Origin of the sequence: Mammaliicoccus sp. C-M13 (assembly GCF_022386845.1) — a bacterium.
In the GTDB taxonomy this organism is placed as follows: domain Bacteria; phylum Bacillota; class Bacilli; order Staphylococcales; family Staphylococcaceae; genus Mammaliicoccus; species Mammaliicoccus lentus.
Map to the genome: position 1 here is coordinate 75,285 of NZ_JAJNHQ010000002.1, position 15,928 is coordinate 91,212.

The window sequence follows — 15,928 nt, forward strand, 5'->3', positions numbered from 1 at the left end:
TACCTCCTTCCTATTAATATGGTAATGTGTAAATATAAAGTTTATTTTGAATAATCAAATTTTTTTGAAAAGTATCATCTACTTATATTATAATAGACTCAGGCTTTATTGGAAACGATTACATTTATAAAAGGGGAGATTTAGATGAAAGTCGAAGTATACGAAGCATTAAACGAAGATTATAATCTATCAAATTATGAGAATGCAGTTAATAATCATAACTGGAAAGATATTGAGAAAAATTTCAGTTGGAGTGAAACTGGTAAAATAAACATGGCATATGAATGTATAGATCGTCATGTGGACAATGGTAAAGGGGACAAATTTGCACTCCACTATAAAGATCAAAATAGACAAGATAGTTATACGTTTAAAGACTTACAAATTGCTAGTAATAAAGCCGCTAATCTATTAAAAGATAAAGCAAATGTTGAAAAAGGTGACCGTGTATTTATATTTATGCCAAGAACACCAGAATTATATTTTGCTTTGTTAGGAACATTAAAAATTGGTGGTATTGTTGGACCATTGTTTGAAGCGTTTATGGAAAAAGCGGTAAAAGATCGCTTAGAAAATAGTGAAGCTAAAGTAATCATCACAACTAATGATCTAGTAGATCGAATACCTAAAGATGAATTACCGAATTTAGAACATATTGTAATTGTTGATGAAAATGTTTCTGAAGAGTATATTGACTTCAATAAAGAACTCGAAAAAGCTGATAGTGAATTTGAAATAGAATGGTTAGATAGAGAAGACGGATTAATTTTACATTACACTTCAGGTTCAACAGGACAGCCTAAAGGTGTATTACACGTACAAGAAGCAATGTTAGTTCATTATATATCTGGTAAGTATGTTTTAGATTTTAAAGAAGATGATGTATACTGGTGTACTGCTGATCCGGGTTGGGTTACAGGAACATCATACGGTATCTTTAGTCCATGGCTAAATGGCGTAACAAATTGTGTGGCAGGTGGAAGATTCTCACCTGAAGGATGGTATGAATTCATCCAAACATTCAACGTTACAATCTGGTATACAGCACCAACTGCACTAAGAATGTTAATGGGCGCTGGTGATGACATTGTTAAAAAGTATGACCTTTCATCATTAAGACATGTTCTTTCAGTGGGTGAACCACTAAACCCAGAAGTAATTAAATGGGCTTATAATGTATTCAACCACCGCGTACATGATACTTGGTGGATGACTGAAACAGGTGGACACATGATTGTTAACTATCCTTCATTGGATATTAGAGCTGGTTCAATGGGTAAACCATTACCAGGTATTGAAGCAGCAATTGTTGATGATCAAGGTAATGAACTACCACCAAATAGAATGGGTAATTTAGCTCTGAAAAAAGGTTGGCCTTCAATGATGAGAACAATTTGGAATAACCAGCCTAAATATGATTCATATTTCATTAACGACGAATGGTATGTTTCTGGAGATTCAGCTTATAAAGATGAAGATGGTTATTACTGGTTCCAAGGGCGTGTTGATGATGTCATCATGACTGCAGGTGAACGAGTAGGACCGTTTGAAGTTGAATCTAAACTTGTTGAACATCCAGCAGTTGCTGAAGCGGGTGTAATAGGTAAACCAGATCCAGTTCGTGGAGAAATTATTAAAGCATTCATTGGTTTAAGAGATGGATATGAAGAATCTGATGAACTAAAAGAAGAAATAAGAAAGTTTGTTAAAGAAGGTTTAGCTGGGCATGCAGCACCTCGTGAGATAGAATTTAAGGATAAATTACCTAAGACACGTTCAGGTAAAATTATGAGACGTGTATTAAAAGCTTGGGAACTAGACTTACCAGCAGGAGATTTATCTACTTTAGAAGAATAAGTTAATATTAATCATGTTAAAAAGCCAAGAATAACCCCTTAAATATAAAGGAGTTTCTTGGCTTTCTTTATGTCAAAAATTTGATTTTTAACAACAGTATTTCATATGAATTTCACAATAATATTAATCGACTTTTTATGCATATTTGTATATGCTAAAGATAGAAGTTGAAAAGGTATACATATGAATTTGTTATTTAAATTTAAGGAGTGAATGAGCTTGAGTCATTTATCAGATTTAGAAATTGCAAATCAAAGTACGTTAAAACGCATTAATGAAATAGCTGAAAAAGTAGGTATAACAAACGAGGCACTTGAACCTTATGGACATTTTCGCGGGAAAGTTGATATTACAAAATTAAAAGATAAAACAGAAAAAGGGAAAGTTGTATTAGTTACAGCATTAAGTCCCACACCAGCAGGAGAAGGGAAATCTACTGTAACAGTAGGTCTAGCTGATGCTTTAAATCAATTGAATGAAAAAGTTATGGTAGCTCTACGTGAACCATCACTAGGACCTGTTTTTGGCATGAAAGGTGGAGCGACTGGGGGAGGTTACGCTCAAGTACTCCCAATGGAAGAAATTAATTTGCATTTTAATGGTGACTTACATGCTATTACAACTGCTAATAATGCATTATCTGCTTTTATAGACAATCATATATATCATGGTAATAAACTCAATATAGATTCAAGACGAATTGAATGGAAACGTGTATTAGATATGAACGATAGAGAACTACGACAAGTAGTTGTTGGACTAGGTGGACCAGGTAGAGGTGTTCCAAGAGAAGATGGATTTGATATAACTGTAGCGTCTGAAATAATGGCGATATTCTGTCTTTCAAACGGAATAGAAGATTTGAAAGAAAACCTTGCCAATATAACTGTCGGTTATACAGTCGATAAAAAACCTGTAACAGTAAGAGACTTAAAAGTAGAAGGAGCTTTAACGCTCATTTTAAAAGATGCTATCAAACCTAATATTGTTCAAACTATTGAAGGTACACCAGCACTAGTACATGGTGGGCCATTTGCTAATATTGCTCACGGTTGTAATTCAATTATTGCAACAAATACTGCGCGTAAACTAGCGGATGTTGTTGTAACAGAGAGTGGGTTTGGTTCCGATTTAGGGGCAGAAAAATTTTTAGACATAAAAGCGCGTAAAGCAGGATTTGATCCAAGTGCTATTGTAATTGTAGCTACTATTAGAGCTTTAAAAATGCACGGCGGCGTTTCAAAAAATGAACTAAAAACTGAGAATGTAGAAGCAGTCAAAAAAGGTATTGTAAACTTAAATAAACATATTGAAAATATTAAACAATTTGGTGTAGAGCCAGTTGTAGCAATCAATGCTTTTATTCATGATACGGATGAAGAAGTAAAATTTGTTGAAGATTGGTGTAAAGAGCAAGGTGTGAAAGTTGCTTTAACTGAAGTTTGGGAAAAAGGTGGTAAAGGAGGTATAGATTTAGCAAAAGAAGTTTTAAAAGTACTAGAAAAACCTCAACAATTTAAACCACTATATGATTTAGAAATGTCTATAGAAGATAAGCTTGAAACCATCGTTCAAAAAGTTTACGGTGGTCGTACAGTCAAATTTACAGATAAAGCTTATAAACAATTGAAAACAATAAAAGAAAATGGTTGGGATAAATATCCAGTATGCGTCGCTAAAACACAATATTCATTTACCGATGATCCTACAAAATTAGGTGCGCCTACAGAATTTGATATAACAATACGAGAATTATTGCCGAAAACAGGGGCGGGTTTTATAGTAGCATTGACAGGAGATATTATGACGATGCCTGGATTACCGAAACGACCAGCTGCTTTGAATATGGACGTTAATGAAGATGGCACAGCGAAAGGTTTATTCTAAAAAATATCATATATCAAAGAAAAAAACATCAATCCGAAAGTTATAAAACTAAAGGATTGATGTTTTAAGTTTCAGGTTGGGATATAAATAATTGTCTCAACCTGTTTTTATTATATTCGTTTTATGATAACTAGGTTAGTCACCACTTGGTGGTTTAGTACTTGTACCACTGGATGGTTTACCGCTATCTGAATCTGCTTTTTTGTTTTCGCTTGAGTTGTATGACCAAGCTTCTTTAGAGTTTTTAGATACTTTCTCTTTAGGTTTGATTTTAGATGATGTATTTCCATCTACAGCAATACCGAGTCGTTTCAATACTGATTCTGAATAAATGTCTTTTTCAGAAGTATCTACTTTATCAGAGATTAATGTAGAAGCTTTTGATTCACCTTTACTACAACTACCAGTAGAGTTTGTGTATTGACAAATTGTCTTCTCACTAACTGTACTTGGTTTTTCGAAATCGCTGTCATATCCTAATTTCTCTCTATCTGTATTTGATAGGGCGTTAACCATATCTCTCCACATAAAGATTTGATAATGACTATCTTCGTCAAATGTAATTGGTTGATCATAGCCCATCCAAATACCTAATGTTACTTTCGGTGTATATCCTACTAATAAGCTGTCTTTACCAGATTCTGATGTACCTGTTTTAGCTGCCCATGTTCCATCATAAGAATCTTTAATTTGATAACCTGACCCATCGTCTAGTACACCTTTTAGTATATCAGTTGTTAAATAAGTAGTAGATTCACTGAATATACGTTTAGGGTCTTTCTTATGTTGGTAAACAACTTCACCGTCACGTGTTTTAATGGATTCAATCATATAACTATCGTTATATTCACCTTTATTAGCTAAAGTACTAAATCCATCAACATCTTGTCCTAAAGTGAAGTCAGCTGTACCTAATGTTAGAGCTAATCCATCTTGTACGTTTTCTGGTACGTTCATACCCATTTTATTAAGGTTTTCCCATGGTTTATAATCCTGTACGTTACTGTATAATCTTAATGTACTTAAGTTAAGTGAATTTCTTAATGCATAATCTACAGTTACGGGTCCAAACTCTCTTCTATCATAGTTATCAGGTGAATAACCATTGATATCAAACTTTTTATCTAGTAAAGCAGTGTTTGGTGTGATTAAACCATGTTCAAATGCTGGTGCATATGTTAAGAGTGGTTTCATTGTAGAACCAGGTGATCTTTTTGCTTTTGTTGCGTGATTGATTTGTGATTTTTCATAATCACGACCACCTACAAATGCTAAGATCTTACCGCTACCATTTTCTTTTAGTAGTGCACCAACTTCGTGTTGGAAATCTTTTGTTGCTTTTTTGCCTTCCGCATTAGTGTAGCTTGCTTCTCTATCCCAAGAATAGCTATTTGAATTATTTTTTACATCTTGAAGAGTGTCATACATATCTTTTTCGATTGTTGTATCGACTCTGTATCCTTCAGTACGCATTGCTTTATTAGCTTTCTCAGTATATTTAGTCATTAACACTGGCGTTTGGTCTAATTCTTTCTTAGAAATGTTATCTTTTTTAGCTAAATGATATTTTAAAATGTCGATTGTACGATCTTCCACTTCTTCAGTTAAGAATGGATATTTTTGATTTGGTTCTTCAACTTTATCGACAAATGATTTTTTAATATCAAATTTTAAAGCTTCATCGTATTCTTTTTTACTGATTTTTTCTTCTTGATACATTCTTTTAAGTACATAGTGCTGACGATTAATACCAAACTCTAATGATTTATCATCTTTTAAATCACCGTTTGGTAAAAATGGTGTGTAAGTATATGGGTTTTGAGGTAATCCTGCTAAATAAGCTGATTGTGCAACATTTAAATTTTTAGCAGATTTTCCAAATACACCTTGTGCAGCTGATTCAATACCTGCAATATTAGACCCATTAGAGTTACGTCCAAATGATACTACATTTAAATAACTGTCTATAATTTCATCTTTTGATAAGTTTTTTTCGACATTCATAGATAGCAGCATTTCTTTTGCTTTACGTTCGAATGATGTTTCATTTGTTAATAACTGATTTTTAACTAATTGTTGCGTTAAAGTACTACCACCAGAAGAATTTGAACTACCTAGTACTTCTTGTACTGAGGCACGTAAAAATGCTTTTGGTACAATACCATTATGTTGGTAAAACTCTTCGTCTTCTGTTGCTATAAGTGCATTTTTTACATTATCACTTATTTCATTTCCCTTAATAACATCCCTTTGGACATCACTTTTTAATCGGCCAAGAGATTCTCCAGAACCAAAATATACAGACGTGCTTTCGGTCATAGAATAAAGCTGTTCTTTCATTTCTTTCTTAGACATCACTTTTTCATCTTTGACGAGGCCTGCAAAGTATCCGCCACCAATACCTAAACCTAATGCTAGTAATAAACAACTAATAAAAAGAATAATAAAAAACAAATTGCTTATGACTTGGTAAGTTGTAAAGAATATTAGTTTTGGAGTCCATTTTGCTTCTTTAAAAGTATTTTTATATTTCTTACTTGAACGATTAAATTGATCTTTGAATTTATTTTTAGACTGATTTGAACTCAAATTTTAACCTCCAATCTAATCATCATAATTATAACATATATAAATAATATTGACTTTTAAAATTGTTAGCTTTATACTTTGTAATTAATTGCAGATTGTGATGAACTAAAGGAGAAGTAGTGATTATTATCTTTTTAAGAGAGTCAGTGGTGCTGGGAACTGATAAAGAGGTAATTGTGAATACACCTTATAAAAAATAGTTCTACGTTTTTAATGTACGTAACATTAATGAGAGATGACATAATAATGTCATAAGTATGGTGGTACCGTGTATTCAAGCACCCTTACATTTTATTGTAAGGGTGCTTTTTTATTTTATTTTATTTTGGAGGAGGAAAATATTATGGCAAATGCATTATTAGAAGATTTAAAATGGAGAGGCCTTGTTTATCAGCAAACTGATGAAGAGGGAATTGAAGAATTATTAAATAAAGAGTCAGTAAAAATATACTGTGGTGCAGATCCAACTGCAGATAGTTTACATATAGGGCATTTATTACCTTATTTAACTTTAAGAAGATTCCAAAATCATGGTCATACGCCTATTGTTTTAGTAGGCGGAGGTACAGGTATGATTGGTGATCCTTCTGGAAGAACTGAGGAAAGAAAATTACAGACTGATGAACAAGTCGAAGAAAACGTTCGTGGCATTATGAATCAAATGCATAAGATTTTTGAATTTGAAGGCGAAGATGCTGCAATTTTAGTAAATAATAAAGATTGGTTGAAAGAAATAGATTTAATTTCTTTCTTAAGAGATTATGCGAAACATGTTGGTGTGAATTATATGTTAGGTAAAGATTCAGTAAAAGCACGTTTGGAAATGGGCATATCATACACTGAATTTACTTATATGATTTTACAAGCTATTGATTTCGGTTATTTAAATAAAAATTACGACTGTAAAATGCAAATCGGTGGTTCAGATCAATGGGGTAACATTACAGCGGGTCTTGACTTAATGAGAAGAATGTATGGTGAAACTGAGGCGTTTGGATTCACAATTCCATTAGTTACAAAAGCAGATGGCAAAAAATTCGGTAAATCAGAATCAGGTACAGTTTGGTTAGATAGAAGTAAAACTTCTGCATACGAGTTATACCAATTCTGGATTAATTCACAAGACGCAGATGTTGTTAAATACTTGAAATACTTTACTTTCCTAGACAGAGAAGAAATTGAAAGATTAGAAAAAACAGTAGAAGAAGCGCCTCATTTAAGAGAAGCACAGAAAGTGCTTGCTGAAGAAATGGTTGGGTTTATCCATGGTCCAGATGCTGTAGAAGAAGCAAAAAGAATTACAAATGCTTTATTCAAAGGAGATATTAAATCTTTAACAAAAGATGAAATCGAAGCAGGTTTCAAAGATGTGCCAACAGCTGTAGTTAGTAAAGAAACAACTCAATTAGTAGAGTTTATTATAGAAGCGGGTGTATCTCCATCTAAGAGACAGGCAAGAGAAGACATTAATAATGGTGCAATATATTTAAATGGTGAAAGAATTCAAGATGTTAATCATGAAATTACTACTGAAGACAAAATTGAAGATGAATTTACAATTGTAAGAAGAGGTAAGAAGAAATATACAATGGTTAAATATTCATAAAAATTTAGAAAAGGAGAGGGACAATGAAATCTTGTTATAACTACTAGATTTCTTTACCACTCCTTTTCTATTGTAGAATTATAGTTTTATCTACCATATAATGTATAATGAATAGTGTAAAATTCAGTGAAAGGAAGTTTAATAATGAAAAAATACTTAGCACCCATAATTACTGTTGTAGCAGTATTTGTTATTCTTGGTTTAATCATGATTGGACCATATAACAGGTTGGTAGGATTAGAAGAAGAAGCGGACAAATCTCTATCTAATATCGACAACCAATTACAACGACGTGTAGATTTAATACCTAACTTAGTTGATACAGTAAAAGGTTATACGAAACATGAAGAGAAAGTGTTTAAAGATGTTTCAGATGCAAGAAGTAAATTAGCCGGTGCAAATACGCCACAAGAAAAAGCAGAAGCAAATGGTGAAGTAAATAGTGCATTAAGCCGATTAATAGCGATAAGTGAAAATTATCCAGACTTAAAAGCAGATAAACAATTCACAGGTTTAAGAGATGAACTTGCTGGAACAGAAAACAGAATTGCTGTTGCAAGAAAAGATTATAACGATTCTATTAATGAATATAATCAAGCAACACGTAAATTCCCATCAAGTATCATAGCTGGTTTATTCAATTTTGATAAGAAAGAATACTTCCAAGCAAAAGGTGAAGCAAAAGATGCACCTAAAGTTGACTTTGGTGGAGATGATTCTTAATGAATCAATTTTTAAAACGCGTAAATTTATTAATAATCGCAATTTTACTCACGTTTAGCTCGACAGCTTTTGCAGCGGATAAATTTCCTAAACTTGAAAAGCCAGTATTTGTTCAAGATCACGCTAATTTAGTATTAGATAAAGATAAGAACAACATAAATAAAAAAGGTCAAAAACTACAAGATGGTACCGACGCAGATATTATGTTAATGACAATGAAATCAATTGGTCAAACACCTAGACAAGACTATGCGCTCGAGGCAGGACGTCATTATAAAGTAGGCGACCAGAAACATAACCGTGGTATAGTTATTCTACTTAATTTAGATAATGGCAATGAAAATAATAATAGAGGTATAGATATAGCTGTTGGAGATGGACTTGAAGGCGTATTAAATGATTCAAAAGTAGGACAATTAATAGATGATAATTTTATGCCTTATCAAGAAAAAGCAGCAAAAACTTCCGATAAAAATAAATCTAAAGCATATTATAGTAAAGGTTTAACTAAATTGTATGACGCAGTTTGGGACGAAATTGCTAAAAGCTATGGATATGACGGGAAAAAATTTACTGAGGATGAACCACAAAGTAGTGGTTTAGGTAAAATTCCCTTTATAGTATTTATTATTTTTATCATTATATTTTTCATTATTTATTTCTTAAATGGTGGAGGTAAACCACCACGAGGCGGTACAAGAAGAAGAACGAGAAGAGGTTCGGCTGGACCGTTTATGTTTGGTGGGCCACCTGGTAGTTCCGGTGGCGGATTTTCTGGCGGCGGTTTCGGCGGAGGCGGCGGCTTCTCCGGCGGTGGTGCTGGCAGAGGATTCTAATAACACATACACTGCCTTTATAAAGAACCAGGCTGAGACATTAAAATGTGTAATAGTCATGTTTTTATAAAAATAAGCATATCACTTATGAACTAAAATATTAGTTAAGTGATATGCTTATTTATTTTGAATTAATATTTATGCCCCTAGTTAGTTTTTAATTCTGTTCTTTTAATGTGACTTTTGCTGATTTTTCTTTACCATCTCTAACGACTTTTAGAGTGATTTTGTCACCTGGTTTTTTATCATTATAAATATAATTTCGAATATCCGAATCATCTTTAACTTTCTTACCATCTATTTCAGTGATGACATCGCCCTTTTTAATTCCATTATTTGCTTTCTCGTCAACTTCTGAAATGTATACGCCACTATCAACAGTAAGTTTTAATTCTTTTTTATATTGGTCAGGGATATCGTCGATTGAAATCATACTAATACCAATGTATGGTCTAGTTACTTTTCCATCGTCCATAATATCTTTAATGATATGTTTAACTTCATTACTTGGTATGGCAAAACCTATACCTTCAACATCTTGTCGTGATATTTTCATAGAGTTAATACCGATTAAATTACCATTTAAATCGACAAGAGCACCACCAGAATTACCTGGGTTGATTGCAGCATCAGTTTGAATAACAGTTGCTTCTGTAACACCTTCAGATGTTTGAACATTCATAGTACGTTCTTCAGAAGATATAATACCTTGGGTAACACTATTTGCAAATTCTACACCAAGAGGATTACCTAATGCAAATACAGTTTCACCAGCTTTAACTTTTGAAGAATCTGCGAATTTAACAGGATTAATATCATATTTACCATCAATTTTAAGTACTGCTAAATCTGTCATAACATCTTTACCAACTAATTTAGCTTTTACAGCTTTATCGTTATGAAGTCTAACTTCAATTTCATTAGCACCTTCAATAACGTGATTATTAGTCACAATATAAGCGCTATTTTTATCGACTTGATAAATCACGCCTGTTCCGGCACCAGTTTCTTGTGATTCATCTGAACCTTCAGAATTATTACCTCCAAAAAATGATTCTAAGCCACTCACTTTTTGTTTGTTTATAACTCCGACAATAGAAGGGGAGACATCTTCGACCATTTTAGAAACCGAATTGTTTTTCGCTTCCTTATCTTTAGTGTTTCCACCTTTTTCACTTGCTGGCGCGTTTGTAACATTGGCATCATCATTGGTTGAATTAAATACATCCAATAATTTAGAACCGCCAAAAAATAGTGCAAGTATTAAAGCTGCACCAAGAATACCTGATAAAAATGGAATAAGACAACTTTGGTACCACGGAATATTATTTTTCTTTTTGTAGTAATATTCATTTGAAGTACCATTTAGTTGATTTGAATTTTGATTTTGATCATTTTGATCCATGTTTACTTAACGCCTCCTTAATGCTATCCATAAAATAATTATTATAGAAATCAAGAAAAATTGCCAATAATATGATGTATTTTAATTGTTACAATATTTTGTATGAAAACTTGAGACTAAAGTTGTAGAGTGATAAAATATGAATATCATTAAGAAGAGAGTGGTCAACATATGTATAAATTTGCAAGTAGTGTATTGTATTCAGTGTTTCAAAAATTCGGAAAACAACTCGTGATTATTAATAAAGAAAAAGTACCAGAACAACCATATATTGTGACATGTACACACAGTGGTTATGTTGAAGTAATTATGTTAGCACTAAGTTTATATCCTACAGAAATTCATTATATGGCTAAAAAAGAATTGTTCTCTAAAGACTGGTCAGATAAGTTTTTCCATTCGTTAAATGCTTTTCCAGTAGATAGAGAAAAACCAGGACCAAGCACTTTAAAAACACCTGTAAAACTATTAAACCAAGGAAAAAGCGTAGGAATATTTCCATCTGGACATAGAGCAGAAGCGGGCGAAGCGCCACTAAAAAGAGGCGCTGCAACAATAGCTGTCTTAAGTAATAAACCTATTATACCTGCAGCGTTTGAAGGACCTAAAAAAGTGAAGTCTATTTTTACATTTAGACATAAATCTTTTATCAAATATGGCGATCCTATAAATCCAAGTGAATTTCCTAGTGATATGAAAAAAAGTGAAAAAATTGCAAAAGTAATGGAATTATTAGAAGAAAGAACAAATACACTTCAAAAAGAAGTAACTTATATTGCTAATAAAGCTAATAAAAAATAACAATTTATCTTAAGAAAGCGAGGCAGAAATCTTATTTTTTTATAAGATTTCTGCCTCGCTTTCTTAAATATTTATAGAATTTTAATATAAAACGTTTTCATATAAAAGGACCACAATATCTACTGTTTTAAATATATAGATATGATAAAATTATAATCAGAATGTTCTAAAAATGGAGGCATATTATGAAACAAATATTGTTCGATGTAGATGGTGTGTTTTTAAGTGAAGAAAGGTGTTTTGACGTTTCGGCTTTAACTGTATATGAAATGTTATATAGTGACCAATTTTTAAATTTACAAAGCACTATAGATTTAACTCATTTAAGTGAAAATGATATTAGAAAAATTAGAAAAGATGTATTTCTAGATGACAAAATTTTAAATCAACTTAAATCATTAGGCTTAAATTCCAATTGGGATATGCTTTTTATAGTGATTAGTACACATTTAATTGATTTATTAAAAAAAGCAAATACAAGTAAATTTGACTTGAGTAATCAAAACTTTTCTATAGAAACATTAAAAGGGTGGTCTAAAGAATTAAGTAACTATAATATCGAGCTTGAAACGCCACTTGAATTTTTATCTCAAGCAACTTCTGGTAAAGAAAATATTTACTCTGACTTAATTGAATTTGCAAAATCCCAATTAAATATTGAAGATGCTTCTATTTTTGAATTGAAAAGCCGTTTCTGGGATATCGCGCAAGAACTTTATCAAGAATGGTATTTAGGTTTCGAACTATATGAAGAAGTTGAAAAGAAATCAGCTAAAACTGATTTTAAGAAAGGCTACATAAAAGAAGAAGTTGTGTTAGCAGACATTACTAAAGTAAATGAATTATTAACTGATTTAAAAAATAATGGTTTTCAAATTGGTATAGCAACTGGGAGACCAAGAACAGAAACACTAGTGCCTTTTGAAACGATTGGTTGGTTAACACAATTTGATGAATATCATATTGGTACTGCTTCGGAAGTGCTAAATGCTGAAACTACATACCCAGAGCACAAACCTTTAGGTAAACCAAACCCATTTAGCTATTTAATAGCACACGGTGGTAATAGTGATGAAAATTATTTAACTTATATTAATAATCAAGAAGAAGCATTTAAAGATAAAGAAATATATATAGTAGGCGATTCGTTAGCAGATCTTCTAAGCGCTAAGAAAACAGGCGCAACTTTCATAGGCACTTTAACAGGACTGAAAGGGCAAGCAGCTAGAGCAGAATTAGAAGAAAATGACGCAGATTATATAGTAGATAATGTATTGGATATTAGAAATATACTAATTAAATAGAGTTGATAAAGATAAAAAAGAGAGTCTGGGACATAATAATTGTCCCAGACTCTCTTTTATATTTATAGATTAATCTATTGGTTTATCTAATTCTACTTTATTAATTCTTTGGAAACCATCAATGCCATAAAGGTCTGAAATAGTTTCATCAGTTGCTTCTTGGTCAATTGAAAGTACCATCATTGCTTCGCCGCCGATAGAATGTCTACCTAAGTGCATTGAAGCGATATTTATTTTATGCTCTCCAAGTAATTGTCCCATTTTACCAACAATACCTGGACGGTCATTATGATTAATAATTAACATATGTTTTTCAGGCTTGAAATCTACCGGATAGTCGTTGATTCTTACGATGCGAGGACCATATCCATTAAGAACGGTTGAACCAATTTTAACTGAATGTTCTTTATTGATTAACTCAAGTTCTATATAGTTACTGAAACCATATTTTTTACTATTCTTCTCAATTTGATAAGTTACACCTTGTTCATTTAGTAAAACTAATGCATTTATAAGGTTAACGTGATCGCCTAAATCTTGTTTTAGCACACCCATTACTAATTGGCGTGTAATTAAACTTGTATCATCTAAAGCTATTTCACCATGATATTTAATTTTAAGTTCACGTGGTCCTTTATCAAATAATTGTATACCTACTTCACCAGTAGTTCTACTTAACTGTACAAACGGTCTTAATTCTTCTTCGACATCACCAGAAATTTGAGGGGCGTTCACAGCATGTAAAACATTATTATTTTCAAAAATATCAATGATTTCATTCGCCACAGATACCGCTACTTTTTCTTGTGCTTCAATTGTAGATGCACCTAGGTGAGGAGTTACAATGATTTTATCGTGTTGCGTTAAAGGTGTGTTGTTTGCTGGTTCTTCTGTAAATACATCGAGTGCAGCTTTAGCAATTTTACCTTCATCTAATGCTTTAATTAAGGCGTCTTCGTCTATAATACCACCTCTAGCAACGTTAATGATTTGTAAATTGGGTTTCGCTAAATTGAAAAAGTCCTCATTTACAATACCTTTAGTTTTAGGTGTAAGAGGAGTATGTACTGTTATAAAGTCTGCTTGTTCTGCAATTTCTTCAACTGTAGCTCGTGTAACCTCTAAACGCTTTGCTTCATCGCTTGATAAATAAGGATCGAATGCGAGTATATTCATACCAAAGCTTTGTGCTCTTTTTGCAACACCAAGACCAATTCGGCCAGCACCAATAACACCTAGTGTTTTTTGATATAACTCCGTACCGCGGAATGTTTTTCTATCCCAGTTTCCTTCTTGCAATGAACGATGAGCTTCGGGAATATTTCTAGCCATCGCTAAAATCATAGCCATAGAATGTTCAGTTGCAGAAATTGTATTACCATCTGGTGCGTTGATTACTAATATTCCTTCTTTTGTTGCATAATCAACATCAATATTATCAACGCCAACACCTGCGCGTGCAATCACACGTAATTGTTTTGCAGCACTTAATATAGGAGGAGTTATCTGAGTCTGACTTCTTACTATTAATGCATCGTAATTGCCTATAATTTCAGTAAGTTCAGATTCAGATAGACCTGTGTTAATATCAACTTCAAAATTATCATGTTCTAATAAACTTTTTAGACCTTCTTCTGAAATTGGGTCTACGACTATAACTTTAAACATATTGATTAATTACCTCCTGGAATTTTGTGATACCTTTTCCGAGTACGGATGTACCTCTTAGTTCTGATAATACAATTTCTAATGCACTAATGAATTTCAACATATCATTAGGCGACACTTTACCCATGTGTCCAACTCTTAAAATTGAACCTTTAAGATGTTGTTGACCACCAGCAATTGTTATATTAAAACGATTTAGTAATTCATCTTTAATTGGTTTTACTTCTTCTTTATTAGGTACAAATGCTGTAACAGTAGGGGATGCAAATTGATCTTCTACTAATAAATCGATATCTAATGCTTTTATACCAGCTCTAACAGCTTCTTTACACACTTCGTGACGCTTAATAGTATTTTCGAATTGCTCTTCATTAATTAAATCACAATAAGTTTGAACACCTCTTATAAGTGAAACTGCTGGTGTGAAAGGAGTAGAATCATCATTTAATGAAGTAATGTATTTATTTAAGTCTAAATAAAAACGTGATGTTGTAACTTCTTTAAATCTTTCTATAGATCGATTATTATAAGCTACAAAAGCAGCACCTGGAGGTAGCATGATAGCTTTTTGACTACCCGCAACTAATAAATCAATATTGTCTCTTTCCATATCTACGTCTACAGCACCAATGATGCTTACACCATCTACTACAAAATAAATATTTGGATCAATATCATGTACTAATTTACCTAATTCACGGATAGGATGTTTCACTGAAGTCGATGTTTCACAAAATTGAGTGAATACAGCAGTTATATTTTCGTCGAGTGCATTAATATATGCTTCGAATTCTTCTATGTCTACACCATTTCCCCATTCAACTTCAAAAATATGAGCGTTAAATGGATAGGAAGCAGCTATCTTTTTAAACCTGTCTCCAAAAGCGCCTGATACTATAATCACGATATGGTCGTCTGGGTTTACGATATTGACCATTGCCGCCTCTAAAGCGCTTGTCCCTGAAGAAGTAAGGATAGCTACAGGGTTTTTAGCCCCAAAAATTGTTTGTAGATCTCTTGATGCTTGATGAATAATTTGACTAAATTCCTTTGTTCTATGACCAGTCATAGGTAAGTTCATACTTTCTAGAATTTGCCTAGGAACTGTCGTAGGACCTGGTGCGAGTAATAAAGAATCATGTTGATACATATTTATATACACTCCTTATTGAATTTATGTTCTATATTGTAGCAAAGAAAATAATAAAAATATAGTGAATTTATAGAAAATTCAGATTAAAACGCTTTCATA

The 15,928-nt window shown here is 32.5% G+C and carries 11 protein-coding genes and 1 other annotated feature; of the genes, 7 read left to right on the forward strand and 4 right to left on the reverse strand.

From position 1 onward, the window contains the following. The first annotated feature begins 144 nt into the window (after positions 1-144). Complete coding sequence (acsA, locus tag LQ615_RS02085) at positions 145-1,857, forward strand: acetate--CoA ligase (RefSeq protein WP_064211703.1); 1,713 nt, start codon at positions 145-147, stop codon at positions 1,855-1,857. Between the two features lie 219 nt (positions 1,858-2,076). Further along, on the forward strand, positions 2,077-3,744 hold the full coding sequence (locus LQ615_RS02090) for a formate--tetrahydrofolate ligase (protein ID WP_239703702.1): 1,668 nt from the start codon (positions 2,077-2,079) through the stop codon (positions 3,742-3,744). Between the two features lie 135 nt (positions 3,745-3,879). Here LQ615_RS02090 and LQ615_RS02095 read toward each other — a convergent pair whose 3' ends face one another. Beyond that, positions 3,880-6,333, reverse strand: coding sequence for a transglycosylase domain-containing protein (locus LQ615_RS02095; RefSeq protein WP_017000617.1), 2,454 nt, complete (start codon positions 6,331-6,333; stop codon positions 3,880-3,882). Between the two features lie 100 nt (positions 6,334-6,433). Next, positions 6,434-6,622: a binding site (T-box leader), on the forward strand. 54 nt (positions 6,623-6,676) lie between these two features. On the opposite strand from LQ615_RS02095, the gene tyrS reads away from it, so the two are divergent. The 3 genes from tyrS (at position 6,677) to LQ615_RS02110 (ending at position 9,498) form a co-directional block, all read left to right on the forward strand. After that, positions 6,677-7,939, forward strand: a complete 1,263-nt coding sequence (gene tyrS, locus LQ615_RS02100; RefSeq protein WP_064204362.1) for a tyrosine--tRNA ligase — start codon at positions 6,677-6,679, stop codon at positions 7,937-7,939. Positions 7,940-8,083: 144 nt separating this feature from the next. Beyond that, entirely contained in the window at positions 8,084-8,662 is a 579-nt protein-coding gene (locus tag LQ615_RS02105) for a LemA family protein (protein WP_017000619.1), read from the forward strand. Next, a complete protein-coding gene (locus tag LQ615_RS02110) occupies positions 8,662-9,498 on the forward strand; it encodes a TPM domain-containing protein (protein ID WP_070044694.1) in 837 nt (278 codons plus the stop codon). Before LQ615_RS02105 ends, LQ615_RS02110 begins: the two co-directional genes overlap by 1 nt. 157 nt (positions 9,499-9,655) lie before the next feature. On the opposite strand, the gene LQ615_RS02115 is transcribed toward LQ615_RS02110, so the two are convergent. Beyond that, the gene (locus LQ615_RS02115; protein ID WP_064204361.1) at positions 9,656-10,903 is read right to left on the reverse strand and encodes a S1C family serine protease; all 1,248 of its coding nucleotides are present in this window, start codon (positions 10,901-10,903) and stop codon (positions 9,656-9,658) included. Between the two features lie 171 nt (positions 10,904-11,074). Here LQ615_RS02115 and LQ615_RS02120 point away from each other — a divergent pair, with 171 nt between their 5' ends. Both LQ615_RS02120 and LQ615_RS02125 read left to right on the forward strand, forming a co-directional pair. Further along, positions 11,075-11,704 (forward strand): lysophospholipid acyltransferase family protein, encoded by a 630-nt coding sequence (locus LQ615_RS02120; RefSeq protein ID WP_064204360.1) that lies wholly within the window; start codon positions 11,075-11,077, stop codon positions 11,702-11,704. 185 nt (positions 11,705-11,889) lie between these two features. After that, on the forward strand, positions 11,890-13,008 hold the full coding sequence (locus LQ615_RS02125) for an HAD family hydrolase (RefSeq protein WP_194201359.1): 1,119 nt from the start codon (positions 11,890-11,892) through the stop codon (positions 13,006-13,008). Positions 13,009-13,077: 69 nt separating this feature from the next. Here the strand turns inward: LQ615_RS02125 and serA are convergent, their stop codons facing one another. Further along, positions 13,078-14,676, reverse strand: a complete 1,599-nt coding sequence (gene serA, locus LQ615_RS02130) for a phosphoglycerate dehydrogenase (protein WP_017000623.1) — start codon at positions 14,674-14,676, stop codon at positions 13,078-13,080. After that, the gene (locus LQ615_RS02135; RefSeq protein ID WP_064211089.1) at positions 14,669-15,826 is read right to left on the reverse strand and encodes a pyridoxal-phosphate-dependent aminotransferase family protein; all 1,158 of its coding nucleotides are present in this window, start codon (positions 15,824-15,826) and stop codon (positions 14,669-14,671) included. Before LQ615_RS02135 ends, serA begins: the two co-directional genes overlap by 8 nt. Positions 15,827-15,928: the final 102 nt, after the last annotated feature.

What these genes read in the sequence shown, in the direction of transcription:
- LQ615_RS02105 (WP_017000619.1), top strand. Translation starts at nt 8,084, where the DNA reads ATGAAAAAATACTTAGCACCCATAATTACTGTTGTAGCAGTATTTGTT.
- serA (WP_017000623.1), bottom strand. Translation starts at nt 14,676, where the DNA reads ATGTTTAAAGTTATAGTCGTAGACCCAATTTCAGAAGAAGGTCTAAAA.
- LQ615_RS02110 (WP_070044694.1), top strand. Translation starts at nt 8,662, where the DNA reads ATGAATCAATTTTTAAAACGCGTAAATTTATTAATAATCGCAATTTTA.
- acsA (WP_064211703.1), top strand. Translation starts at nt 145, where the DNA reads ATGAAAGTCGAAGTATACGAAGCATTAAACGAAGATTATAATCTATCA.
- LQ615_RS02135 (WP_064211089.1), bottom strand. Translation starts at nt 15,826, where the DNA reads ATGTATCAACATGATTCTTTATTACTCGCACCAGGTCCTACGACAGTT.
- LQ615_RS02125 (WP_194201359.1), top strand. Translation starts at nt 11,890, where the DNA reads ATGAAACAAATATTGTTCGATGTAGATGGTGTGTTTTTAAGTGAAGAA.
- tyrS (WP_064204362.1), top strand. Translation starts at nt 6,677, where the DNA reads ATGGCAAATGCATTATTAGAAGATTTAAAATGGAGAGGCCTTGTTTAT.
- LQ615_RS02115 (WP_064204361.1), bottom strand. Translation starts at nt 10,903, where the DNA reads ATGGATCAAAATGATCAAAATCAAAATTCAAATCAACTAAATGGTACT.
- LQ615_RS02120 (WP_064204360.1), top strand. Translation starts at nt 11,075, where the DNA reads ATGTATAAATTTGCAAGTAGTGTATTGTATTCAGTGTTTCAAAAATTC.